This is a genomic window from Falsiruegeria sp. JB4-1, from assembly GCF_055693495.1.
This window is the reverse complement of sequence record NZ_JBVFTZ010000001.1, coordinates 1,016,003-1,035,904: the sequence shown is the minus strand read 5'-3', so window position 1 is coordinate 1,035,904 and position 19,902 is coordinate 1,016,003. Positions and strand designations below refer to the sequence as shown.

Here is a 19,902-nt window from a genome sequence, read left to right as displayed (position 1 = left end):
GATCTATGGGAATCGATCTAAGTTCAATGTCACGAAAAGACCTGCTTGAATTGCGGTCAAATGTCGAAGTTGCTCTCAGAGAAGCAGAAGGAAGAGAGCGCCGTGAAGCGTTGGCTGCCGCCGAAAAGGCCGTTGCCGAATTCGGGTTTTCATTAGCTGAATTGTCACCTGAAGGTAAAAAGGGCGGAAAATTGGGGAAAGCTGCTCCGAAATATCGCAATCCCGCCAATCCAGAGCAAACCTGGTCTGGCCGCGGACGCAAACCACAGTGGATTCACGACGCCTTGACATCGGGTGCTGATATTTCAGATCTAGAAATCTGAGAATAGGTTTTCAGCAATGACAATTCACATTGGCGCTAAATCCGGTGAAATCGCAGAAACAGTTCTTTTGCCCGGAGATCCATATCGAGCGAAATGGGCGGCTGAAACATTTCTATCGGACATAAAACTGGTTAACGAAGTTCGCGGAATGTTGGGGTATACCGGGACTTGGAAAGGCCAGCGCGTCACCATTCAGGGAAGCGGCATGGGAATGCCTTCGCTGTCGATTTATGTCAACGAGTTGATCCGGGATTATGGAGCCAAGACACTGATCCGCATCGGATCCTGTGGTGGAATGCAGGAAAAAGTTGCGGTCAGGGATGTCATCCTGGCAATGACGGCCACGACGCTTAGCACGCCTTCGCGTGGGATCTTCAAAGAGGTGAACTTTGCGCCCTGTGCGGATTGGTCCCTGCTGCGGTCGGCAGCCGATGCCGCGCACGCCAAGGGCACGACAACGCACATCGGCGGGATCTACTCCTCGGATGTGTTTTATGATGAGCGGCCAGATCTCAACGAACAGATGGTGCGTCACGGCATCCTGGGTGTTGAGATGGAAGCAGCTGAACTCTACAATCTCGCAGCCCGCCACGGCTGTCGGGCGCTGGCCGTTTTGACCGTGTCAGATCACTTGTTGACAGGCGAGGCGCTTCCCAGCGAACAGCGTGAACGCAGCTTTGGCGATATGGTAGAAATCGCGCTTGAAGCCTCCTTTGCAGAGGTGCTTTAACTTTCTGGTGTTGCTGCAATTCCTGGGTGTGACATGCGTGCACCAAGCGTGCACTACCCGTGCACCGGCGGATGCACCCTTGAACATGACACAACACGCCGGGCGAAAGTTAAACCTTCGCCCGGTGCTTTCACACATTGGTCTCATGTGTAAAAAAACAAAACTGTTACCTCGCCCTTGTTAAGACGCTATCCCAATCAACATTGTGACTGACGGAGGGGGCGCTCCCGCCCGTCGTCGATGTTTCTGACGAAAAACCTCCTCCCGTTGGGCCCGGCCTCGCTGCGCTCGGCGGCACAGTCGCCAACCAAAGGTGTTTAGGTATGCCGCGTTCGCAACAGGCGGGACCGCGCCGAGCCAGAGGCGAGGTGCCCGGCCCAAGGCCGCCAGCGGTGCCGACGCAGTCGGGATCGCGTGGGCGCGGGAGCCGTTCGAGTTTGGCACCCTTGGGTTCCTATTTAGCAGGATTACACAGACGCCAGTTCCCAAGAAAACCGGCACTATCCCCTGCCATGGCTTCCGTCATAGCGGTTGGGGCCTGGGCTGCTCCATCCTTCCAGCGCCCCTTCTTTCGGGGCAAAAACTTCGACCAAAAGCGGATAGCAAGAGGCTGCATCCGAAGAATGCTCCGAAGAACAATCCCCACCAGGGCAGGCACTTAGGTTGCCCAAGAGGTCGATTTCCGCAAAAAACTCCAGATAGTCACCGGGCTGCACGGGCGAAGCTTTCATAAAATACTGTCCGGTGTCGCGGGTGAACCCGGTACACATGAACACGTTGAGCACATCATGCACCAGCGGCTCAGCCTCTTTCAAAGGCACGCCCAGATAATCGGCCAAGGATCGGGTCAGATTTGAATGGCAGCAGTGGTGGTATTGGGTGCCTGCCAGCAGGTTGCCGGTATAGGGATCACAGCGGGTGCCGATTACGTCGTGAACCGAACCGCCAAACTCGTCGATCCCATACCAACCAAGCGTGTCCTCGATGATCGTAGCCATCGGGCGCATGTCAGGGAAACTGCTCCACATACGTTCACCGGTTGTGATGTGGGTGCCATGCAGCGCTCGGGTCTTGCCGGAATAGAAACGCTCGGTCACGTCGTTCAGGTTGTGCAGGTTCAAATCCCCCACCTGCGGTCCCTCGACCGAGGAGATGCGAAAGAAATGGCCCGCAGGCACGGTAAAACATCGCGCATCGCGGGCGGGCACAAGGACCTCGTCGATCTTGACCGCACTCTCGCGTGCGGCGCGATAAAGCTCCACTGGCGGCTCGGGCAACGTCTCGGGTGGGTAACAGATCACTGGTGCAATGGCGCGACGGGCGGCTGCGTCCGCTGGGGGTGTTGTCATTTTGGCATCTCCTCTTGCCTGATAGATGGGCACGATAGGCAGGGCAGATGCAAGAGGTCAGCTTGGGCGTCGAGCATTGCACTGGCGCGGTTGATCGGTGCCCAGAACCTCGGCTCCGCAGGATGCGCAGCGCCAAAGCCCTTTGGCCCGACTTTGCCGCCATCTGCAATTGCGGCTGAGCATCGAGGTCTTGGTGCGCCAGATGAAATAGGCAAGTACCATCAGCGTAAGTGGAAGAAGCAAGATCAGCATGCCATGGGCTTAACGTATCCGACCTGCAATCGAAACGCCCTTAGCCTACGTCTATGCCTGTCGTACAATGCGGTGGCGCGCCGCGCACAGCGCGGCGCTAGGCCCAACGGGAGGAGGTGTTTCGTCAGAAACATCGACGACGGGCGGGAGGGCTCTCTGTCTGTCTTTGCATCCTGAGAAACGCTCTGGATCAACCGATGATCATGTCCCCGGCCAGCCCCAAGGCAAACCCGCAGACAGCCCCCAGTGCGGGTGACCAGTCACCGGACACGTGGGCCTCGGGTGCAATATCTTGAAACAACAGATACAGGATACCGCCAGCTGCAAAGATCATAATCGCGCCAAGCGTTTCCGGGTCGGTTGACAGAAATTGGAACCCTATTGCCGCGCACAAAGGGCCAAGGGCCGCGAGGCCGATGAAGATCAACAGGATCTGCCAGCCAGGCACTTGGCCCCGTGACCAGATTTCGCGAAAGGCGGAAAACCCCTCGGGCAGATTCTGCAAGAATATCATCGCCGCCAGCAGCTTTGCCGTGGCTGACTCGGTCGTAAGCAGCGCGCCAAGGGCCATCGCTTCGGGCAGGAAGTCCAACAACATCGCCAGCAACAACGCACCGCTGCCCCCTGCTCGTGCCAGCACCTTGTCTACGACGTAGAAGCTGACGCCACCTGCCACCAGCAATGGGATCGCAAGGGTGACGGGCAGCGCTTCGGCACCGCGGGGCACCAGAACCAGCGCAACGGCTGACAGCAGCGCGCCACCACCAAAGGCGGTCACGGCATGCACGATGCGGGATTGGATGCGTGTGTCGCGCACATGTTCATAGCGTGCAAACAGCCCCCCAAGGGGCATGGCCAGTCCTGCGAAAGTGGCCAATAGCAAGGCGTAAGTCAGATCGCTCATTGTTTGATCTAAGTCGGAATTTCAGTCTTTGCCAAGCCAGCAATCCCGGATCACCCCTTCAATCTCTTAATCGGTCCGCTTGCTCAGCCGCCAGAGCTGCTGCACACTCAAGACTGGAGCAGGGTCTGCCGACAGAAACCCAATCGCGGCACCATGGTTTGGGAGGAGTGCCATGACATCCAAGACAACAAGTTCCGCACCACAGGACAATCAGCCCCCAGAGCAAAACACGCTGCCAGGGATCAACCCTATCAAGGCCGCTGATGTCATCGCGTCGCTCAAAGCCGGGATGTCGGACTTTCTGGCGCGCCCCGTCATGAGCGGATTCTTTGGTCTGTTCTACGCCATCTTTGGCATCCTCTTTGTGTGGTGCCTGCTCTGGCTCGACCAGATATGGGTGATCATTCCTGCCATCGCTGGCTTTCCGCTGGTGGCGCCCTTTGCCGCCGCCGGGCTGTATGAGATGTCGCGCCGGTTGCAGACCGGGCAGAGTTTCGGTTGGGCTGATATCCTGACCGTGGTTGCCGATCAACGCAGGCGTGAAATGGGCTGGATGGCTTTTGTTACCCTGTTCATGTTCTGGATATGGATTTACCAGGTTCGGCTTTGGCTAGCCATTATCCTGAAGGATACGTCCTTTTCCGGTTTGAGCGGGTTTCTTGAGGTCGTGTTTTTCACACCTGAGGGGTGGCTGTTTCTGGCGGTCGGTACCTGTGCAGGGGCCCTGCTGTCAGCTGCCCTGTTCACGGTGACCGTCATCGCCATGCCGATGTTGCTGGACCGCGAGAGCGATTTCATTTCGGCCATGCTGACATCCATACGCGTGGTCAAGGAAAGCCCTGTTGTCATGCTGGGATGGGCCGCAGTCATTACCGTGACGTTGCTGGTGTCGATGGTTCCGGCGTTTCTGGGCCTGATCTTAACCTTGCCTGTTCTTGGGCACACCACGTGGCACCTGTATCAGCGGGCCGTGATGCCCGCTGAAAGCTAAAGGCGCATTCTGCAAACAACAAAGGCCGACCCAAAGGTCGGCCTGTTGGAAAACCGTTGCGCGCTGACTTAGACGGCGCGGTCGACCATCATCTTTTTGATCTCTGCGATGGCCTTGGCCGGGTTCAGACCCTTGGGGCAGGTCTTGGCGCAGTTCATGATGGTGTGGCAGCGATAGAGCTTGAAGGGATCTTCGAGCTCGTCCAGACGCTCGCCTGTTGCCTCATCGCGAGAGTCGATGATCCAGCGATAAGCGTGCAGCAGGGCCGCGGGACCGAGGTAGCGGTCGCTGTTCCACCAGTAGCTGGGGCAGGATGTCGAGCAGGACGCGCACATCACGCATTCATACAAGCCATCGAGTTTCTTGCGGTCGTCGATCGACTGCTTCCACTCTTTGGCCGGACGGTTGGTTTTGGTTTCCAGCCACGGCATGATTGACGCGTGCTGCGCATAGAAATGCGTCAGGTCCGGGATCAGGTCCTTGACCACCTCCATGTGGGGCAGCGGATAGATTTTCACGTCGCCCTTGATCTCGTCCATGCCATAGATACAGGCCAGCGTGTTGATCCCGTCGATGTTCATCGCGCAGGACCCACAGATGCCTTCGCGACACGAGCGGCGGAAGGTCAGGGTCGGGTCGATCTCGTTCTTGATCTTGATCAGCGCGTCCAGAACCATGGGGCCGCAGGCGTCCATGTCCAGGAAGTAGGTGTCCACACGCGGGTTCTGACCATCATCCGGGTTCCAGCGATAAATCTTGAACTTGCGGATGTTGGTGGCGCCTTCGGGCTTGGGCCAGGTTTTACCCGTGGTGATGCGCGAATTCTTGGGGAGGGTCAGTTGTACCATTTCTCTCTCCTTAGAATGTCCGCGCCTTGGGCGCGATTTTCTTGAGGCTGATGCCACCTTCGGCTTCGGTCGACAGCGGATCGGTGATCACCGGGCGATAGCTGAGATCGCATTTGGTGCCGGTCTCGTCGATGCGGCTGACAGTGTGCACGCGCCAGTTTTCATCGTCACGCTCGGTGTGATCCTCGTGCGCGTGGGCGCCGCGGCTTTCCTTGCGGGCCTCGGCGCTGACGATGGTGGCAAGCGCCGATGGCATCAGGTTGGTCAGTTCCAGCGTTTCCATCAGGTCCGAGTTCCAGACCAGAGATTGGTCGGTGACCTTCACATCGCCCATCTTGCCGGCGATTTCGGTCATCGCATCGACGCCCTCGGCCATGGTTTTGGCGGTGCGGAACACGGCCGCGTCGCGCTGCATGGTTTTCTGCATTTCCAAACGCAAATCAGCGGTCGGGATCGCACCCTTGGCGTAGCGCAGGCTGTCAAAGCGTTCAAAGACCTTTTCGACCTTGTCGGCGGATGCCTGAGGTACGGCCGCGTTGGGGTCAACAACCTCGCCCGCCTTGATGGCGGAGGCGCGGCCAAAGACCACGAGGTCGATGAGCGAGTTCGAGCCCAGACGGTTGGCACCATGGACCGAGGCACAACCCGCCTCGCCCACGGCCATCAGGCCCGGAACGATGCCGGTTGGGTTTTCTTCGGTCGGGTTCAGAACCTCGCCCCAGTAGTTGGTCGGAATGCCGCCCATGTTGTAGTGAACGGTGGGCAGAACCGGGATCGGTTCCTTGTTCACGTCAACACCGGCAAAGATCTTGGCGCTTTCCGAAATGCCCGGCAGGCGTTCGGCCAGGGCTTCAGCTGGCAGGTGGCTGAGGTTCAGGTGGATGTGGTCACCCTCGGCGCCCACACCGCGGCCTTCGCGGATTTCCATGGTCATGGACCGGCTGACATAGTCACGCGGTGCCAGGTCTTTGTACTGGGGCGCGTAACGCTCCATGAACCGCTCACCTTCGGAGTTTGTCAGGTAACCGCCCTCGCCCCGTGCACCTTCCGTGATCAGGCAGCCCGAGCCGTAGATGCCGGTTGGGTGGAATTGCACGAACTCAAGATCCTGCATCGGCAGGCCCGCGCGCATCACCATACCGCCACCGTCGCCGGTGCAGGTATGGGCCGAAGTGGCGCTGAAGTACGCACGGCCATAACCGCCCGTGGCCAGTACGACCATTTTGGCGTTGAAGACGTGCATGGTGCCGTCATCCAGCTTCCAGCAGACGACGCCCTGACATTGGCCGTCATCGCTCATCAGCAGGTCGATGGCGAAATATTCGATGTAGAACTCGGCGTTGTTTTTCAGCGACTGACCGTAAAGCGTGTGCAGGATCGCGTGGCCGGTGCGGTCGGCAGCGGCACAGGTGCGCTGCACGGCGGGGCCTTCGCCAAATTCTGTAGTGTGGCCGCCGAACGGGCGCTGATAGATCTTGCCCTCTTCGGTGCGCGAGAACGGAACGCCGTAGTGTTCCAACTCATAGACCGCCTTGGGGGCTTCGCGCGCCAGATATTCCATCGCGTCGGTGTCACCCAGCCAGTCCGAACCTTTGACGGTGTCGTACATGTGCCACTGCCAGTGGTCGGGACCCATATTCGAGAGCGAGGCGGCGATGCCGCCCTGTGCCGCAACCGTGTGCGAGCGGGTCGGGAACACCTTGGTCACGCACGCGGTGCGCAGGCCTTGTTCGGCCATGCCAAGAGTTGCACGCAGACCTGCACCACCTGCGCCTACGACAACGACGTCGTAATCGTGGGTTTCATATTCATATGCTGCTGTCATTGTTCTAAATCCTTACCGCGCGTCTCAGAGGGCGAGTTTCACGAGCGCAAATAGCCCGGCAACCATCAGCGTGTAGCCAAAGCCCCACATCGCCACGAGCGTGACCTTTTCCGCGACACCGTGGATGTAATCCTCGATCGCTTCCTGTGCCTCGTACATCAGCTGCTGCAGGCCGACGATCAGCGTCAACGCTACAACGATTGCCGGGAACGGGCGTCCAAAGTAGGCGACGACCTCGGCATGGGTTCCGCCAATTCCAGCGCCAACGGTGAAGATGAAGAGCGGGACAAGGATGGTCAGCAACATGGCGCGGACCATGGTGTTCCAATGCCCTTGAGTTCCGGATTTGCCTGCACCCAGGCCTTGCGCGCGTTTACGGTCGGTCAGATATCGCATTTGCCAGCCTCCTTACACCAGAACTGCGGTCAAAATGGCGAGGATCGTGGCACCAACAAACATGCCCATGCCCAGCTTTTCGGACACCTCGACATCCAGGCAATAGCCAAAGTCCCAGAATACGTGCCGCAACCGACCGAGGGTGTGATACCAGAGACCCCAGGTCGTGAAGAACAGGATGAGATCGCCAAACCAGCTGCGCAGGAAGCCGTCGATCTGCGCAAAGGCGGCCTCGGACGAGGCGGCGGCCAACAACCACCAGACAAAGAGCAAGGACACAGCGAGAACACCCAACCCGCTGATGCGGACCATGATAGACGAGATAGACGTCATCTGAGGGCGATAGATCATAATGTGCGGCGAGAGCGGGCGGTTGCCCCGATTGACATCGGCCATGGTGGCTCCTTTCCGGTTGGCTGCGATTGGTTTTACTGTTTTTTGCCGGTCTGTCACGTAGAAGGGGCGTTAAAAGGCGCGGTTTTTTGGCGCGGCAGTGCAGAAATGTGATTATGTGATCACAGCAAACTGATGCGTGATCACAAATAATCAGTATCTGCACGAATGTTAACGATATCGAAGGTATAGTGTTGTGATCACGAATCCTGATCGACTGGCCAGACCCGCGGTTCATCACCCCCAATAGAGCTCTCTCCTCTCGGGCCACTCCCGCCCGTCGTCGATGTTTCTGACGAAACACCTCCTCCCGTTGGGCCCGGCACCGGGCTTTGCCCGGTGCCGGGCCCAAAGCCGTTAGCGGTGCTGACGCAGTCAGGATCGCTCGGGTGCGGGAGTACCCCCTCTGCCAGGTCAAAACGTGGCGTTAATCCAGCGCGGCAGTTTGCTGGGTCACTTCACGCAGCAGTTTCTTTCGAGATCCGCTCGGGGTAATCCAGAAACCCGGCGGCCGAGACGACAAAGGCCCCCTCGCCCACGATCACGTTTTCAAAGAAATACGCCGTCAGGTCGGGTTCGCTTTCTTCGATCGCGATGGCGTTCACTGTGATTCCGGCCGCGCGCAGTTCGGGGTGCACTGTGGTCGGCTCCAGTCCTTCGTTTGAGAACCCGTCGCCCGAAATGTCGATCAGGTGGCGCTTGCAGTCGGGCACCTGGTCAAAGGTATTCATCGTCGCCTGCAACGCCTCGCCGATCGCGGTTGAGAAGTTGCGCCAAACGCGGACGTCCTGTTCGACCGCCACGGCAAAAGCATCGATAGCGTCAAAACTGTCGATCCGGGTCCAGGGTATGGTCACCTGCTGACGCGAGGCCCCGGTCCATTGCACCAGCATCAGACGGCTGTCGCCCCGCACAAGGGCCTCGGAAATGATCGGATCGCGCAAAGCATGGGCCAGGCCATTCATCTGAATGCCGTATTCACGGCTGTCGACCGAGCCTGACACATCCACTGCAAGCGCCAAAGCCAGATCGCAGGCTTGAGCCGGTAGGGTCATGGCCGCAAAGGCCAGAGCTGAGATCGCGGTGCGCCACATGCCCCCACCTTACGAGAGGCAGCAACAATGTCACGTCACGAACACATCATTTTTTGTCAGGACGATAGACCAGGATTTCGTTGCGATACGCGCCATCTTGAATGCGAAAGAACGTATGGCCGACTTCGTCGAACCCGTTACGGGCATAAAAGGCACGCGCCCGGGTGTTTTCCGCATTCACCATCAGCCATGGCTGAGCTGCTCCAAGATCGGAACAGATGTCCAGTCCGCGCTGTAACAGCGCCTGTCCGATCCCATGCCCGCGGTGTCGAGGTTGCAAGTAGAGCGTAGCGATTTCAACGTCCGAACAGCCCGACACCTCGGCCGGTTTGCCCTGGCTGATGCGGATGAACCCGTCGATGCCATCGCCGCGTTCCGACACCACAATGTGCTCCTTTGGGTTTGCGATCAGGGCGCGAAAGGCGTCCGGTGTCAGGTTTTCAAACACGTAGTCGGCAAAGAAACCTGACACGCCGTCGCGCAGGTAGGTGCCGACCCAGACTTCGATGGCGACAGCAGCGAGGCTTGAAGCATCGTCCACATGCGCGCATCGCAAGTTCATTCGGGGGCCCAAGCGGCTAGGTTGTCAGCAAATTCGGTACACATGGTGATCTCTCGAGCTTGGGGGTCGTAGTAGGCGTTGGGTTCGCCGCAGGGTTGGACCGAGACGATCAGGTCATCGGGCAGTTTGAAGTCCTGGTTCAGCGCTTCGACTTCGGCCTCGATTAACTGGGCGGTAAACTCGCCGCCGTCGGATTCGATCTCGAACTGGCCTAGGCGGATGGTTTGGGCAGGACGATCCGAGAGGATGTCTTCCAAGGCCGCGCCCCAGCTGTGATTGGCCTGATCGTATTCGTCGGGACAATAGTCGGCTCGGTCGGCAGGCAGACCTAGATCCTCTGCCACGTCCTCGCGCTCATCCGGGTTGGCGCCGAAAAAGATGCAGACAAGGTTGTAATAGCGTTGCAGGTCTGGGCCGTGGACATCCCAATAGGCGGGCAATTCGTTCTCAGCCTCACGCTGTTCCACCTCTCCGAGAAAGCCAAAGGCAGTGCCATAGGCCAGATCAACAGCGCTGTCCTCTTCATAGAGCGCGTCGATGAGGAAGACCGATAGGACGTCTGCTGCATCCTCTTCCTGCCCAAAGATCGGTAGGTCGAGCATGTCGATCAACGCGTGACCCAGCTCGTGATAGAAGATGCCCAAAAGGTTGGCTTCGACATAGGCCTGCGTAGCCTCTTCCGCATCCATTGAGAACTCGGAGGCGACGGGTGAAGTCAACCCGACCAAGAGGCCAGCGGCCAGGATATTGGATTTGAAGCGCGTCATGTGGCGGACGCTATCACAGGCCAATCAGAATGACAGGGTTTCCATCGGTGCCCAGTGGCTAAGCGCGGTCCAGTTGTCTGGATCGAAGGAGAACCAGTGCCCGCCGCCGGTCTGGTCCCACGTGCGGTCGATGGGTTTGTCGGCCAGATCACAGTAGAGCAGCGTACCGACCCCGCCATGACCGCAGAACATGATCCGATCGCCCAGATGGCTGTTCACGGCGCGCCGCACCTCGTCCGCGATGCGGGATTGGGCGTCGATGGCGCGTTCCCAGCCGCGGATGGATTGGTGCGGGGTGGCAAAAAAGGCGTCTGCAGTGGCTTCGAACTCGGGGGCCGAGCAGGTAACCGGTGGCCGAGCGGTCATTTTCGTGCATGCCGGGGCGGACCGTGACCGGCGTGCCGAACCGTGCGGCCAAAGGCCAGGCGGTTTCGAGCGCCTTGCGTTCGGCGCTGGCTATGACCTGCACAGGGGCCTGGGTCAAACGGGCCGCGAGGGTTGCGGTCCGATCAGCCCCGGTCGGGGACAGGCCCCAATCCGCTACGGGGATGGCCGGATCTATGTTGACCTCGGGATGGGTGAGGTAAATCGCGATCCGGCCAGCTTGGGTCATTGCGGCATCAGCGCCCAATAGTCGAGGTCGAGCAGAACGTCGGGCTTGTACTTGTCGTTTTCGTCTTTCAGCTCGAACGGTGCGCCGCCTTTGGTGGCCACCAGACGCAGGCGGATGGCACCGACGCCGGGAGCGGGAGTGTCGGCCTTGTCCAGCACTTCGGTCCAGGCTTTGACGGTGGTGCTCGGCAAAGCAAGGGTTGGCGTGCGCGCCGCCGTTGAGGCCCACGATCATCTGTGCGTTGGCCAGACCGTTGAACGACAGTGCACGCGCCATCGAGATGACGTGACCGCCGTAGATCAGACGCCCGTCGGGGCGGAAGGTTAGGTCGAAGTGTACTTTGGCGGTGTTCTGCCACAGGCGCGTGGCGATCATGTGCTCGGCTTCTTCGATGGTGACGCCGTCGACGTGGTCGATAGTCTCGCCAATCTCGTAATCGCCCCAGCGGTGTGGTTCACCGGCCAGATCGAAGTTGTAGTTCGAAAAATCCAGGCCTTCAGGGATCACAAGCTGGTCGGCGGGAACCACTTTGTTCAGGTCCGGCACAATGGTTTCGGGCGCGGGTGCGTCGAGGTTGTTTTTGCGGACCATCACCCAGCGAACGTATTCCATCACGACCTCGTCGCGCTGGTTCAGACCACGGGTGCGAACATAGACAACGCCGGTCTTGCCGTTGGAGTTCTGCTTGAGGCCGATAACCTCAGATTCCGAGCGCAGCGTATCGCCGGGATAGACCGGCAGCAGCCAACGACCCTCGGCATAACCCAGGTTGGCAACAGCGTTCAGCGAGACATCAGGCACAGTTTTTCCGAAGACGACGTGGAACGCGGCCAGATCGTCGATGGGACTGGCGGGCAGACCGCTGGCCTGGGCAAAGGCATCCGAAGAATAAAGCGCGTGGCGCGCCGGATAGAGCGCGTGATAGAGCGCCCGTTCGCCACCCGAGACGGTGCGTGGCACCGCGTGGGTCAGGACTTGGCCGACAGAGTAGTCTTCGAAAAAGCGGCCGGGGTTGGTTTTTGCCATTATTGCTGTCCTAGTTTCATGTCGGGCGCATAGTCGGCGTCGACCTCTTTGGTGACGGCCTGACCGCAGCGCATGACGTTGTTTTCCTGGTCAAATGCATAGGTGGGATCGCCATACAGCTCCCAGCCTTTGGAAAGCGCCTCGCTTACCTTGTGGCAGAAGGCGGATGTGTCCTCCTCGGTCAGGAGGCGATAAAGTTTGGCCATGGGTTCAGCTCCTTAGCCGGGGAATGGGGATGGGCCGAGCAGCCCGTGGATGTAGCCGATGATGGCCAACAGCACGATAGAGGCGACAAAGAACATGGCGTCCTTGGCCAGTGTTCCGGGTTCGCCCGGGGTCCAGTCGGGTTCGGATTTGTTGATCACGATAACCTCGACCACGGCCCACGCCAGTAGCCCGCCGAACAGGATGATCGAGGCCAGATCGCCGTTGACCAGCAGGTGCGCGAACGCCCAGGCCTTGAAGCCCGCCAGCATCGGGTGGCGAACCTTGTTGAGCAGAAGACCCTTTTGGCTAAGCAGGACTCATCATCCAGATGGCAATCAGCACCAGCAGGTTGTTGATGTGGACCATGAAGCTGGGCGGGGCCCAGACATAGATGAAGTCGGTGGCGCGATAGCCAATCACCATCAGCACGATAGAGGCAACGAGCGCGAGTGAGACGACACCGCGTCCGGCATTGCCCATGGCGGCGCGCTGTTCGGGCATGACCCTCTTAAACAGATGTGGTGCCCACCAAAGGGCCACACCCAAAATCAACAAACCAAAACCCATTGCTTGCTCTCCCCGCTAGCTGGCGCGCCCTGTCAGGATGCCAGGGCTGCGATTGCTTCTGCTTTTGCCAGAATTTCGCGGGCGGTGGCAACGTGCAGGTTTTCCACGATCTTGCCATCGACCACGGCGACGCCCTGACCGGCGGCTTCGGTTTCTTCGAATGCCGTGATCTGGCGGCGGGCGAGGTCGATCTCGGCCTCGGACGGGGCGAAAGCTTCGTTTGTCACGTCGACCTGTGCCGGGTGGATCAGCGTCTTGCCGTCAAAGCCCATGTCGCGGCCCTGTTCGCATTCGGCGCGCAATCCCTCGTCGTCTTTGAACGCGTTATAGACGCCGTCGACGATGATCAGCCCCTCGGCCTTGGCAGCCAGAAGGCACAGACCAAGCGAGGTTTGCAGCGGCAGGCGATCTGGGCGGAAGCGGGTTTGCAGCTCTTTCGCGAGATCGTTGGTGCCCATGACAAAGCCCTGCATCTGCGGGTGGGCCGCAATCGCAGGCGCGTTCAGCATGCCGCGCGGGGTTTCCATCATCGCCCAGATCGGCAGATCGCCGGTAACAGCGGCCAATGCGTCCAGATCATCGGTCGAGCCGACCTTGGGCAGCAGAACCACATCGGCGTCCATGTCTGCCACGGCAGCCGCATCGTCACGGCCCCGGGGCGTGTCGAAGCCGTTGATGCGCACGATCTTGACCCGGTCGCCATAACCGCCAGCCGCCAGAGCCGCCTTGAGCGTTTCACGGGCGTTTTCCTTTTCATCTACTGACACGGCATCTTCGAGATCAAAAATGATCGCGTCTACAGGCAGGGTTTTGGCCTTTTCCAAAGCGCGCTCTTTCGAGCCGGGAATATAAAGAACCGAGCGGTAGGGGCGTTGACGTGCGTCCATGGCGGGAAACCTCGTGCGAAAGAATGTTGCGCGGACAGGGGCATTTTTAGCCGGAAAGTTCAAGAGCAAATCGCCGCGATGCAGCATAATCACGCAATGTCTTGGCCCGCGCACGGTCCGTTAACCTGTTTTCAGCACAGTTATCGCAGGATTTCCTGCATCAGATCGGAGACGAAACGCCACAAGATCAGGCCACCTGACGACAAGAGCGCCCCCTCCGACACTCGTCACTTTACTGCCGCTTTGGTGCGGCTCCGACGGGAGAAGGTCTACTTCGCAGCAAAGGGGAAATGTCATGATGAAGCAAATGTTCAAACTCACCATGGGACTGGGTGTGATGGTTCTGGCCGCCCAAGCGGTGAATGCCCAAGGTCAGAACTGTGCACCGCGTCCCGCGGTTCTGGAACGGTTGGCCGAGAAATACGGCGAAACCCGCCAGAGCATCGGATTGGCCGCGCAAGGGTCCGTGGTCGAGGTGTTCGCCTCGCACGAGACCGGCAGCTGGACGATCACGGTGACCATGCCAAGTGGTGTGACCTGTCTGGTCGCTTCAGGCCAATCGTTCGAGACCTTGGCCGAGGCGCTGCCCGCCAAAGGGAACGACGCCTGAAACCTGTCGAGTGGTATCAGGCGCAGGGCCGCTTGCTCTCTCTTTCCCTCTGAGAGCAAGCGGCCTTTTTGTTGCTTGGTCAGGTCAGGGCGTCCCAGATGAGTTTGCATCCTGTGACTACCAACAAGACGTAAGTGACCCCAAAAAACAGGCGCTCGGAGACCAGATGATGCGCTTTGACACCCAGCCATGCGCCCAACAGAGCAAAGGGCGCAAGCAGCAAGTTCGCCAACGTGGTTTGCAGGGTAAAGAGGCCGAGCCACGCATAGGGAATGAACTTGGCGATATTTATGGTCCAGAAGACCAGAACAGTTGTGGCTTGAAACTGGGTTTTGGTCAGGCGCTGCGATAGCAGGTAGACGGCAGCAGGTGGACCGCCCGCGTGGCTCACAAAACTGGTAAAGCCCGCGACGACCCCTGCCACAACTCCGGCTGATGCTGGCAGGCGATCCTGGGCCTCGGGCAACCAGCCTTGGCGCTGCATGAGCTGCCAGACCACAAAGGCCAGCGAGATGCCCCCGATAAGCAATCGCAACACATCGTCATTTGTGACCTGGAACAACCAGATCCCCAGCACCACCCCAGGAACTCCGCCAAGGATCAGCACGCGAGCGTCCGGCCAGCTCCACCTGCGCCAATAGGGGCGCAAGGTCGCCACATCGATCAGCATCAAGAGCGGCAGCATCAGGGCCAGAGCCTGAGTTGGCGTCAGGATCAAAGCCAGAATCGAAGACGACGCAAAGGCCACACCTGAGCCAAAGCCACCCTTGGAAATGCCCGCAAACACCGTTGCCGGGATTGCCACGGCGAAAAACAGCAAATTGAATTCCAGCACGTTTGCGACCCCAATCACCCTTATTCCATTGAACGTTAGCGCACCCAGATCGGGTGTAACACCCTGTATGCGATAGCATGCCGCGCCGCAGAACCCTTGCGCGGTGGCGCATAAGCGACTAGCAAACGCGCGATTTTCATTCGGATCGGAGAACTTTCCAATGGCCAGACCCAAAATTGCCCTTATCGGCGCAGGGAACATCGGCGGCACACTTGCGCATCTCGCAGCAGTCAAGGAATTGGGCGACGTTGTCCTCTTTGACATCGCAGACGGCCTGCCCCAGGGCAAGGCGCTGGATATCGCCGAATCCGGCCCGTCCGAAGGCTTTGACGCCGCAATGTCGGGCACCAGCGATTACGCTGACATCGCAGGCGCTGACGTCTGCATCGTGACCGCCGGTGTTGCGCGCAAGCCAGGCATGAGCCGCGACGACCTGCTGGGCATCAACCTGAAGGTCATGAAGTCGGTCGGTGAAGGCATCGCAGCCCACGCGCCCGACGCGTTCGTGATCTGCATCACCAACCCGCTGGACGCGATGGTCTGGGCTCTGCGCGAGTTCTCGGGCCTGCCCCACAACAAGGTCTGCGGCATGGCAGGCGTTCTGGACTCGGCGCGTTTTGCGCACTTCCTGTCGGAAGAATTCGGCGTTTCGATGCGCGACGTGACCGCGTTTGTTCTGGGTGGCCACGGCGACACCATGGTGCCGTCGGTTCGCTATTCGACCGTTGCCGGTATCCCGCTGCCCGATCTGGTCGACATGGGCTGGACCACACAGGACAAGCTGGACGCCATCGTGCAGCGTACCCGTGACGGCGGCGCCGAGATCGTTGGCCTGCTGAAAACCGGTTCGGCCTACTACGCACCTGCCACTTCGGCGATCGAAATGGCCGAAGCCTATCTGAAAGACCAAAAGCGCGTTCTGCCCTGCGCCGCATATTGCGACGGCGAACTGGGTGTCAAAGGCATGTATGTTGGCGTTCCAACCGTGATCGGTGCCGGTGGCGTCGAGCGCATTGTCGACATCAAGCTGAACAAAGAAGAGCAAGCCGGATTCGACAACTCGGTCAACGCCGTCAAAGGCCTGATCGACGCATGCAAAGGCATCGACAGCTCGCTGGCCTAAGCCTTTGGCTGCAAGCCAATCTCAAAGCCGACGGAATTTCCGTCGGCTTTGTTGTTTCAAGCCACCCGATAACGATCATAGTCTACCAATTGCTCGGCAAGTGTTGGCCGTGACGCTCGCAGGGACCGGTCAAATTTCTGGACGTCATAGTCAAATGACAACCAAGGCGCTAAATCTGCCACATCCCTGGACGGATCCAGACCGGGGTCAATCAACAGCCCCTGCTCAGTAAGACGCTTTTCAGTCTCTGCATCTATTGTTTTCACCAAATCGTGCAATTCTTGTACTGCCGCGACCGAGCCCAGGTTTTTCATCACGTAGTCAATCTGTGCCACACGAGCCGGATCCTGCCGCATTTGCCCGCTGTACGTGCCCATTTCGTGATATCGCAATAGCTTGGCTATCCAATGCAACGGGGTCAGCCCGTCGAAATGGCACACCATTGGCATTGCAATCTCGGATGACTTGAGGTCGCTGGACAGCCCGTCATCTCCATCTCGGCGGAATGGCCGATGCAAACCGGGAACCATCCGTCGACCTGTGCGCAGAAAGCTTTTTCCAATCACATAGCCGGAAAACCCTGATCGGGTGTAGGTGTTCACATCTCCAAAGATGATGTTGTTGCGACGTTGGCGATAGGGGCTTCGAACCCGAAACAGACCCGAAAAGATCGTACTCATGTCACTGCGCCGAAATACGCGTTCGACATTTGGCATGATTACAAAATCATCATCATCCGGCACCTCGGCCAAGACCTGGTCAATGGACCCGCGGGAAAACAAGAACTCATCCGCATCAATATTGGCCAGCCAATCTGCCTGGGTCTCGCGATAAGCGTGCAGCGCGTTTCGCCGTTGCCGCAACATCAATCGCTCAGGCGCTTCGATGTTCCATTCTGATGCCCAGTAGTTCTTGTTGCAGGGAATGACCACGACACCGGGAATGCGCCTGAGTTCCCGTTTGGCCTGTCCAATGGGTTTGTCCAGATACAAGCGAACCTCGGACGCGCCCATCTTCAAGTGATGACACGCAAAAGCGGCCAGCAACTCGACGGGCTCTGCAACTGTTGCTGTTACGGCCCATGTGGCCAACCGCTGTGCCATATCTGAAACCTCAACACCTGTTCGGGACGATCACTGCCCAGGACATTTGTAGCATAACCTGAATTACCACGTGAGTTGATCCAAGTAAGCCGCTTTCTTGGATGCCTTGTTTCCTTTTGTTTGATGCCGTTTCACAACAGCCACGCGACCCGACAACGCAAATTGATTCGCGATCGGTCGCCTTGTGATCACAGTTTTTCAGAGCGTGATCACAAACTTGAGAAAACCACGGAGAATTGCAGCGGTCTGGCAAAAAACCCTTTATTTGAAGGTTCAACACACCTCTATTGAGGTCCAATCGTAGTCAGACGGGACAGTTTCAAATGAACATCCACGAATACCAGGCCAAGGCCCTTCTACGCACATACGGGGCCCCGGTATCGGACGGCCGCGTTGTGCTGAAAGCTGAGGACGCCAAAACCGCAGCAGGTGAGCTGGACGGACCGCTTTGGGTTGTCAAGGCGCAGATCCACGCAGGTGGCCGCGGCAAGGGTTCTTTCAAAGAAGCCGACGCCGGTGAAAAAGGCGGCGTACGCCTGACCAAATCGGTCGAAGAAGCCGCCGAGGAAGCCAAGAAGATGCTGGGCCGCACTCTGGTCACGCATCAGACCGGTCCGGTGGGCAAGCAGGTCAACCGCATCTACATCGAAGCCGGTTCCGGCATCGAGACCGAGCTGTATCTGGCTCTGCTGGTGGATCGCCAGACCTCGCGAATTTCGTTTGTCTGCTCGACCGAGGGTGGCATGGATATCGAAGAGGTTGCTGCTGCGACCCCCGAAAAGATCCTGTCGTTCAGCGTTGATCCCGCGACTGGTTTCCAAGCCTACCACGGCCGCCGCATCGCATTCTCGCTGGGTCTGACCGGCGCGCAGGTCAAGCAGTGCGTCAAGCTGATGGGTCAGCTTTATACCGCCTTCGTCGAGAAGGACATGGAGATGCTGGAAATCAACCCGCTGATCGTCACCGATGGCGGCGACCTGAAGGTGCTGGATGCCAAGGTCAGCTTTGACGGCAACGCCATGTATCGTCATTCGGACATCGCCGAACTGCGCGACGTGACCGAAGAAGACAGCAAAGAGCTGGAAGCCTCCAAGTATGACCTGAACTACATTGCTCTGGACGGTGAGATCGGCTGCATGGTGAACGGTGCCGGTCTGGCGATGGCCACCATGGACATCATCAAACTCTACGGTGCCGAGCCTGCCAACTTCCTCGACGTGGGCGGCGGTGCAACCAAAGAGAAGGTCACTGAGGCGTTCAAGATCATTACTTCGGACCCGAACGTCAAAGGCATTCTGGTGAACATCTTTGGCGGGATCATGCGTTGTGACGTCATCGCCGAGGGCGTCGTCGCCGCGGTGAAAGAGGTCGGCCTGCAGGTTCCGCTGGTTGTGCGCCTTGAAGGCACCAACGTGGAAGCCGGCAAAGAGATCATCAACACCTCTGGCCTAGACGTGATCGCAGCCGACAACCTCAGCGACGGCGCCGAGAAGATCGTGAAAGCTGTCAAAGGCTAATCCTTGGGGTGGGTGCCAGCCCACCTTTCCCCAAAAGCAAGTATTCTAAGGAGAACGCCAAATGGCAGTCCTCATCGACGAAAACACCAAAGTCATCTGTCAGGGCCTGACCGGCTCGCAGGGGACATTCCACTCTGAACAGGCCATCGCCTATGGCACCAAGATGGTTGGCGGCGTGACGCCCGGCAAAGGCGGCTCCGAGCACCTTGGCCTGCCCGTCTTCAACTCGGTCCACGAAGCCAAGCACGTGACCGAAGCCAACGCATCGGTGATCTATGTTCCGCCGCCCTTCGCGGCCGACTCGATCCTCGAGGCCATCGATGCCGAAATGGAGCTGATCGTCTGCATCACCGAAGGGATCCCGGTTCTGGACATGATGAAGGTGCAGCGCGCCCTTGAAGGCTCTGCAAGCCGTCTGATCGGCCCGAACTGCCCCGGTGTCATCACGCCCGACGCCTGCAAAATCGGCATTATGCCCGGCCACATCCACAAGCGTGGATCGGTCGGTGTTGTGTCGCGTTCGGGTACCCTGACGTATGAAGCCGTGAAACAGACCTCGGACATCGGCCTGGGCCAGTCCACTGCTGTTGGCATCGGCGGCGACCCGATCAAGGGCACCGAGCACATCGACGTGTTGGACATGTTCCTGGACGACGATGAGACCCAGTCGATCATCATGATCGGTGAGATCGGTGGTTCGGCCGAAGAAGAAGCCGCCGAATTCCTGGCCGGTGAGCGAAAGAAAGGCCGCTGGAAGCCAACCGCTGGCTTCATCGCGGGCCGCACAGCCCCTCCGGGCCGCCGCATGGGTCACGCCGGTGCGATCGTTGCCGGTGGCAAAGGTGGTGCCGAGGACAAGATCGAAGCCATGAAATCGGCTGGTATCGTGGTCGCCGACAGCCCCGCCGGTCTGGGCGAGGCTGTGCTGAAGGCCATCGGCTAAATCAGTTATCGGCTCCGGCACAAACGCCGGGGCCGAA

Annotated in this window: 21 protein-coding genes and 4 pseudogenes; 7 read left to right on the top strand and 18 right to left on the bottom strand. The window is 58.9% G+C overall.

Annotated features, from left to right (window positions below):
• Positions 1–5 precede the first annotated feature (5 nt).
• Both ACZ1HE_RS05315 and deoD read left to right on the top strand, forming a co-directional pair.
• The gene (locus ACZ1HE_RS05315; RefSeq protein ID WP_472619857.1) at positions 6–323 is read left to right on the top strand and encodes an H-NS histone family protein; all 318 of its coding nucleotides are present in this window, start codon (positions 6–8) and stop codon (positions 321–323) included.
• A 16-nt stretch (positions 324–339) separates the two neighbouring features.
• The gene (deoD, locus tag ACZ1HE_RS05310) at positions 340–1,053 is read left to right on the top strand and encodes a purine-nucleoside phosphorylase (protein WP_472619856.1); all 714 of its coding nucleotides are present in this window, start codon (positions 340–342) and stop codon (positions 1,051–1,053) included.
• A 500-nt stretch (positions 1,054–1,553) separates the two neighbouring features.
• On the opposite strand, the gene ACZ1HE_RS05305 is transcribed toward deoD, so the two are convergent.
• From ACZ1HE_RS05305 to ACZ1HE_RS05295, 3 genes are all read right to left on the bottom strand, one after another.
• Positions 1,554–2,402 carry an urea carboxylase-associated family protein gene (locus ACZ1HE_RS05305; protein ID WP_472619855.1) on the bottom strand — a complete coding sequence of 283 codons (849 nt, stop codon included), beginning with the start codon at positions 2,400–2,402 and terminating at the stop codon, positions 1,554–1,556.
• Positions 2,403–2,459: 57 nt separating this feature from the next.
• Positions 2,460–2,654, bottom strand: a complete 195-nt coding sequence (locus ACZ1HE_RS05300; protein WP_472619854.1) for a hypothetical protein — start codon at positions 2,652–2,654, stop codon at positions 2,460–2,462.
• A gap of 190 nt (positions 2,655–2,844) precedes the next feature.
• Positions 2,845–3,558 carry a ZIP family metal transporter gene (locus ACZ1HE_RS05295; protein ID WP_472619853.1) on the bottom strand — a complete coding sequence of 238 codons (714 nt, stop codon included), beginning with the start codon at positions 3,556–3,558 and terminating at the stop codon, positions 2,845–2,847.
• 172 nt (positions 3,559–3,730) lie between these two features.
• On the opposite strand from ACZ1HE_RS05295, the gene ACZ1HE_RS05290 reads away from it, so the two are divergent.
• Positions 3,731–4,549 (top strand): DUF2189 domain-containing protein, encoded by an 819-nt coding sequence (locus ACZ1HE_RS05290; protein ID WP_472619852.1) that lies wholly within the window; start codon positions 3,731–3,733, stop codon positions 4,547–4,549.
• A 68-nt stretch (positions 4,550–4,617) separates the two neighbouring features.
• On the opposite strand, the gene ACZ1HE_RS05285 is transcribed toward ACZ1HE_RS05290, so the two are convergent.
• From ACZ1HE_RS05285 to ACZ1HE_RS05225, 13 genes and pseudogenes are all read right to left on the bottom strand, one after another.
• Entirely contained in the window at positions 4,618–5,397 is a 780-nt protein-coding gene (locus tag ACZ1HE_RS05285; RefSeq protein WP_472619851.1) for a succinate dehydrogenase iron-sulfur subunit, read from the bottom strand.
• A gap of 10 nt (positions 5,398–5,407) precedes the next feature.
• Positions 5,408–7,222 carry a succinate dehydrogenase flavoprotein subunit gene (sdhA, locus tag ACZ1HE_RS05280; protein WP_472619850.1) on the bottom strand — a complete coding sequence of 605 codons (1,815 nt, stop codon included), beginning with the start codon at positions 7,220–7,222 and terminating at the stop codon, positions 5,408–5,410.
• A 24-nt stretch (positions 7,223–7,246) separates the two neighbouring features.
• Positions 7,247–7,618 carry a succinate dehydrogenase, hydrophobic membrane anchor protein gene (locus ACZ1HE_RS05275; protein WP_472619849.1) on the bottom strand — a complete coding sequence of 124 codons (372 nt, stop codon included), beginning with the start codon at positions 7,616–7,618 and terminating at the stop codon, positions 7,247–7,249.
• Positions 7,619–7,630: 12 nt separating this feature from the next.
• Entirely contained in the window at positions 7,631–8,014 is a 384-nt protein-coding gene (gene sdhC / locus ACZ1HE_RS05270) for a succinate dehydrogenase, cytochrome b556 subunit (RefSeq protein WP_472619848.1), read from the bottom strand.
• A 424-nt stretch (positions 8,015–8,438) separates the two neighbouring features.
• A pseudogene (locus tag ACZ1HE_RS05265) lies at positions 8,439–9,105 on the bottom strand (DUF1194 domain-containing protein).
• A gap of 46 nt (positions 9,106–9,151) precedes the next feature.
• Positions 9,152–9,667 carry a GNAT family N-acetyltransferase gene (locus ACZ1HE_RS05260; RefSeq protein ID WP_472619847.1) on the bottom strand — a complete coding sequence of 172 codons (516 nt, stop codon included), beginning with the start codon at positions 9,665–9,667 and terminating at the stop codon, positions 9,152–9,154.
• Complete coding sequence (locus ACZ1HE_RS05255; RefSeq protein WP_472619846.1) at positions 9,664–10,434, bottom strand: DUF4344 domain-containing metallopeptidase; 771 nt, start codon at positions 10,432–10,434, stop codon at positions 9,664–9,666. The genes ACZ1HE_RS05260 and ACZ1HE_RS05255 overlap by 4 nt, the downstream gene beginning before the upstream one ends.
• Positions 10,435–10,458: 24 nt before the next feature.
• Positions 10,459–10,800: a histidine phosphatase family protein gene (locus ACZ1HE_RS05250; RefSeq protein WP_472619845.1), complete on the bottom strand. Its 342-nt coding sequence runs from the start codon at positions 10,798–10,800 to the stop codon at positions 10,459–10,461.
• A gap of 55 nt (positions 10,801–10,855) precedes the next feature.
• Positions 10,856–11,047, bottom strand: a pseudogene (locus ACZ1HE_RS05245) (histidine phosphatase family protein); the annotation flags it as partial.
• Positions 11,044–12,073 (bottom strand): annotated as a pseudogene (locus ACZ1HE_RS05240) (MaoC family dehydratase). The pseudogenes ACZ1HE_RS05245 and ACZ1HE_RS05240, both read right to left, overlap by 4 nt.
• Entirely contained in the window at positions 12,073–12,279 is a 207-nt protein-coding gene (locus tag ACZ1HE_RS05235) for a DUF1737 domain-containing protein (RefSeq protein ID WP_472619844.1), read from the bottom strand. Before ACZ1HE_RS05235 ends, ACZ1HE_RS05240 begins: the two are co-directional and overlap by 1 nt.
• Positions 12,280–12,291: 12 nt before the next feature.
• Positions 12,292–12,847, bottom strand: a pseudogene (locus ACZ1HE_RS05230) (NnrU family protein).
• 32 nt (positions 12,848–12,879) lie between these two features.
• On the bottom strand, positions 12,880–13,734 hold the full coding sequence (locus ACZ1HE_RS05225) for an HpcH/HpaI aldolase/citrate lyase family protein (RefSeq protein WP_472619843.1): 855 nt from the start codon (positions 13,732–13,734) through the stop codon (positions 12,880–12,882).
• A 295-nt stretch (positions 13,735–14,029) separates the two neighbouring features.
• On the opposite strand from ACZ1HE_RS05225, the gene ACZ1HE_RS05220 reads away from it, so the two are divergent.
• The gene (locus tag ACZ1HE_RS05220; RefSeq protein ID WP_472619842.1) at positions 14,030–14,344 is read left to right on the top strand and encodes a hypothetical protein; all 315 of its coding nucleotides are present in this window, start codon (positions 14,030–14,032) and stop codon (positions 14,342–14,344) included.
• A 79-nt stretch (positions 14,345–14,423) separates the two neighbouring features.
• Here ACZ1HE_RS05220 and ACZ1HE_RS05215 read toward each other — a convergent pair whose 3' ends face one another.
• Positions 14,424–15,179, bottom strand: coding sequence for a sulfite exporter TauE/SafE family protein (locus ACZ1HE_RS05215; protein WP_472619841.1), 756 nt, complete (start codon positions 15,177–15,179; stop codon positions 14,424–14,426).
• 160 nt (positions 15,180–15,339) lie between these two features.
• Between ACZ1HE_RS05215 and mdh the strand changes: the two genes are divergently transcribed.
• Complete coding sequence (gene mdh, locus ACZ1HE_RS05210; protein ID WP_472619840.1) at positions 15,340–16,302, top strand: malate dehydrogenase; 963 nt, start codon at positions 15,340–15,342, stop codon at positions 16,300–16,302.
• Between the two features lie 56 nt (positions 16,303–16,358).
• Here mdh and ACZ1HE_RS05205 read toward each other — a convergent pair whose 3' ends face one another.
• Positions 16,359–17,405, bottom strand: a complete 1,047-nt coding sequence (locus ACZ1HE_RS05205; RefSeq protein WP_472619839.1) for a glycosyltransferase family 2 protein — start codon at positions 17,403–17,405, stop codon at positions 16,359–16,361.
• A 323-nt stretch (positions 17,406–17,728) separates the two neighbouring features.
• Here ACZ1HE_RS05205 and sucC point away from each other — a divergent pair, with 323 nt between their 5' ends.
• Together sucC and sucD are read left to right on the top strand one after the other, a co-directional pair.
• Complete coding sequence (sucC, locus tag ACZ1HE_RS05200) at positions 17,729–18,922, top strand: ADP-forming succinate--CoA ligase subunit beta (protein WP_472619838.1); 1,194 nt, start codon at positions 17,729–17,731, stop codon at positions 18,920–18,922.
• 61 nt (positions 18,923–18,983) lie between these two features.
• Positions 18,984–19,865: a succinate--CoA ligase subunit alpha gene (sucD, locus tag ACZ1HE_RS05195; RefSeq protein WP_108786130.1), complete on the top strand. Its 882-nt coding sequence runs from the start codon at positions 18,984–18,986 to the stop codon at positions 19,863–19,865.
• Positions 19,866–19,902: the final 37 nt, after the last annotated feature.

Bases quoted from the DNA above. Each gene is read 5' to 3' on its own strand.
- ACZ1HE_RS05220 (WP_472619842.1), top strand. From the start codon at position 14,030: ATGATGAAGCAAATGTTCAAACTCACCATGGGACTGGGTGTGATGGTT.
- deoD (WP_472619856.1), top strand. From the start codon at position 340: ATGACAATTCACATTGGCGCTAAATCCGGTGAAATCGCAGAAACAGTT.
- ACZ1HE_RS05290 (WP_472619852.1), top strand. From the start codon at position 3,731: ATGACATCCAAGACAACAAGTTCCGCACCACAGGACAATCAGCCCCCA.
- ACZ1HE_RS05285 (WP_472619851.1), bottom strand. From the start codon at position 5,397: ATGGTACAACTGACCCTCCCCAAGAATTCGCGCATCACCACGGGTAAA.
- ACZ1HE_RS05225 (WP_472619843.1), bottom strand. From the start codon at position 13,734: ATGGACGCACGTCAACGCCCCTACCGCTCGGTTCTTTATATTCCCGGC.
- ACZ1HE_RS05300 (WP_472619854.1), bottom strand. From the start codon at position 2,654: ATGCTGATCTTGCTTCTTCCACTTACGCTGATGGTACTTGCCTATTTC.
- sdhC (WP_472619848.1), bottom strand. From the start codon at position 8,014: ATGGCCGATGTCAATCGGGGCAACCGCCCGCTCTCGCCGCACATTATG.
- ACZ1HE_RS05205 (WP_472619839.1), bottom strand. From the start codon at position 17,405: ATGGCACAGCGGTTGGCCACATGGGCCGTAACAGCAACAGTTGCAGAG.
- sucC (WP_472619838.1), top strand. From the start codon at position 17,729: ATGAACATCCACGAATACCAGGCCAAGGCCCTTCTACGCACATACGGG.
- ACZ1HE_RS05260 (WP_472619847.1), bottom strand. From the start codon at position 9,667: ATGAACTTGCGATGCGCGCATGTGGACGATGCTTCAAGCCTCGCTGCT.
- sdhA (WP_472619850.1), bottom strand. From the start codon at position 7,222: ATGACAGCAGCATATGAATATGAAACCCACGATTACGACGTCGTTGTC.
- mdh (WP_472619840.1), top strand. From the start codon at position 15,340: ATGGCCAGACCCAAAATTGCCCTTATCGGCGCAGGGAACATCGGCGGC.
- ACZ1HE_RS05305 (WP_472619855.1), bottom strand. From the start codon at position 2,402: ATGACAACACCCCCAGCGGACGCAGCCGCCCGTCGCGCCATTGCACCA.
- ACZ1HE_RS05275 (WP_472619849.1), bottom strand. From the start codon at position 7,618: ATGCGATATCTGACCGACCGTAAACGCGCGCAAGGCCTGGGTGCAGGC.
- ACZ1HE_RS05315 (WP_472619857.1), top strand. From the start codon at position 6: ATGGGAATCGATCTAAGTTCAATGTCACGAAAAGACCTGCTTGAATTG.
- ACZ1HE_RS05255 (WP_472619846.1), bottom strand. From the start codon at position 10,434: ATGACGCGCTTCAAATCCAATATCCTGGCCGCTGGCCTCTTGGTCGGG.
- ACZ1HE_RS05235 (WP_472619844.1), bottom strand. From the start codon at position 12,279: ATGGCCAAACTTTATCGCCTCCTGACCGAGGAGGACACATCCGCCTTC.
- sucD (WP_108786130.1), top strand. From the start codon at position 18,984: ATGGCAGTCCTCATCGACGAAAACACCAAAGTCATCTGTCAGGGCCTG.
- ACZ1HE_RS05250 (WP_472619845.1), bottom strand. From the start codon at position 10,800: ATGACCGCTCGGCCACCGGTTACCTGCTCGGCCCCCGAGTTCGAAGCC.
- ACZ1HE_RS05295 (WP_472619853.1), bottom strand. From the start codon at position 3,558: ATGAGCGATCTGACTTACGCCTTGCTATTGGCCACTTTCGCAGGACTG.